Consider the following 2,658-nt stretch of genomic DNA (forward strand, 5'->3'; position numbering starts at 1 on the left):
GAGGTCACACCCGTTCCCATACCGAACACGGAAGTTAAGCTCTTCAGCGCCGATGGTAGTTGGGGGTCTCCCCCTGCAAGAGTAGGACGTCGCTGGGCATCAAAGGAAGTCGTTACCGAGTAATCGGTGGCGGCTTTTTTGTCTTGTTTAATATGAAAAAAAAAGCCAAAGGCACTCTCTCCCTAAGCAAGTGGGCGAGAAGCCGGAGGGGCAAAGAGTTCGAGGAAGCAAGGAAGAGAGGCTCGGAGCGTATAGCATACGCGAGAACCGAACGACCGCGGTTGACGAAGAAATCTGCGGCCCATCTGGTTTCGCAGCCCCGATGGTAGTTGGAGGGTCGCCCCTGCAAGAGTAGGACGTCGCTGGGCACCAAAGAAAGTCGTTACCGAGTAATCGGTGACGGCTTTTTTGTATGTCCTTATAAAGAAATAAGATCAAGATCACTATTCTCTATAAGCAAGTGACCTTGGGACAAGACATTTTGCCCTAACAAGCGAGATTCAGTCGGTTATATCCAATAATCGGTCGGTTCCCCGAAAAAATCGGTCGGTTTCATCCAATAATCGGTCGGTCAACCACCAATAGGAGAGATTCACTCACCTAATGATAAATAAACTCTCTATTCATGAAGAATTCTTGCGTCGTCTATCTGATTTAGCAACCCGTTCCTGGGCAATTGGTGAGGCTGCCCGCAAGAGTAGGACGTTGCTAGGCACCAAAGGAAGTCGTCACTGAGTAATCGGGGATGGCTTTTTTGTTTTGCTATGCATTTAATTTAAACGAAACAGTATTCATGGTACTCTAGTAATATATATAAATAAGGCAAGGGGGATTCTATGTTCTTAGAGGATCTAACAAAAAAATTACAGCATAGCCAGCCACTATTTATTGGGGAGGATACAGCTCTGCGCTCAGCTATTATGCTTCCACTTGTGCAAGTGGAAGGAGAATGGCATATGTTGTTTGAAGTGCGTTCCTTAACGATGCGAAAACAGCCCGGAGATATCAGTTTTCCAGGTGGTCGTATTGATACTACAGATGCCTCTCCATTGGAAGCTGCAATAAGAGAGACACATGAAGAGTTAGGAATAGACCCGACATCTATAAAAGTTATTGGTCAATTGAGTCCTTATATTGCTTCTTCATCTTTCGTGGTCTATCCATTCGTGGCCACTATTGATTATCACCAAATCGAAAGTTTCAACAAACAAGAGGTTGAAGAGGTATTTACCATACCAATTAGCTGGCTCTTAGACTATGAGCCTTATATGCACACTGTCTCTGTTCAACCTATGCCACCGATGGACTTTCCTTATGAAAAGATATTTAATGGGGACAAATATCAATGGAGACCTAGAGATATTGAGGAATGGTTTTATGATTATAAAAACTATACTATTTGGGGATTAACTGCACGAGTGTTAAAGCATTTTATGGAAACAATAAGAAGTATCAATAGATAAGCAATAAACTTAAATAGTTTCTATCACGAAGCGTTCCAAGATTTAAATAGTATTTCAAAAAGAAGATTCTCTATTAGAGGGTCTTTTTATTTTTGTAGTAATAATTCCAAAATACTATATCTCTTTAATTCTAAATGCTTATTTTTGTATAACTTACCTTGTTTCTTCTGATTCATTTTAGTGCTAAATACTAGACTTCTCTTTACCTTTCTATATAAAAAATGGAATATTATAGATAATGGAAGATTGCTAGAGGAGGAGAAATTATGTCTATCTGGTGGGGAATATTGTATAATAAAGAAAATTGGAAATGCTTCATTGTACCCGATTCAATGAGGGTATGCCTATGAAAATACTAGACGTAGACTTACTTCAAGATGGATTGCAACGTAATATAGCTATGTTGGAACGTTTGCAAAATGAAGTGGGGAATATTCAAAACACTGTTAAAGAACTAGTAGCAATGGAGGAGGTATTGAAAGGGGCAGGAGGTAGTGCAATCCGAGGTTTTTACTCGGATGTTCATTTACCTTTCCTTCATTTTTTCCTAACATTCTCAGATAGTTACAAGCAAAAGCTCCAACAAATTGAAGCTGCTCTTTTGTCGTTAGAACCAGATACGTCAGGGTATATCCTTGAGCAATTCTTAGAGGGAGAGTTGGAACAGGGACTGACGCTGATTGCCAACATAACGGAAAGACTTACAAACGAAGCAAACAGTATCATGGATACAGTAAGTGATATCGTTGCACTACCTCATCTTAATGATAGTGAAGTACAAGAAGGAGTTCAAAATTCTAAAAAGAAACGTGACGACACGGTTTTACAGCTGCATGAATTTGATAGCTCTCAAACCACATCACTAACCACAGTTGAAGCAGATATTCAAACGATGGGCAATTGGCTTGTGGATATGGAGGGAATGTTTACAGCAGGGGTAAAGGACATTACATTCCAGCCGAGTCAGTGGAATGCAATTACGTTTGGAAGCGAGATTCGGACAGAGCTATTCCCGAAGGTATATTTAGAGCCTCATAAGCTATGGGTAGAAGAAAGAGACAAAATAATCGGTACGATGATCACTGCCAAAACCTTTCAAGCGCTAGAGCTGAAGAGGATGATTACAATTGATGAAAACGTTGGAGAGAACATACAATATCATCAATATGCAAATGGTTTATTGATAAAAGAGTAC

At 40.3% G+C, this 2,658-nt stretch carries 2 protein-coding genes and 1 rRNA gene; all 3 read left to right on the forward strand.

The features are described 5' to 3' along the window. Nucleotides 1–98 (forward strand): 5S ribosomal RNA (gene rrf / locus AC06OU_RS13455); the annotation flags it as partial. A 738-nt stretch (nt 99–836) separates the two neighbouring features. Beyond that, nucleotides 837–1,463, forward strand: a complete 627-nt coding sequence (locus AC06OU_RS13460) for an NUDIX hydrolase (protein ID WP_475856413.1) — start codon at nt 837–839, stop codon at nt 1,461–1,463. Nucleotides 1,464–1,809: 346 nt separating this feature from the next. Then, the coding region (locus tag AC06OU_RS13465; protein WP_475856415.1) for a ribonuclease YeeF family protein at nt 1,810–2,658 on the forward strand (849 nt) is incomplete at its 3' end.

It is taken from the genome of Psychrobacillus sp., assembly GCF_056205495.1.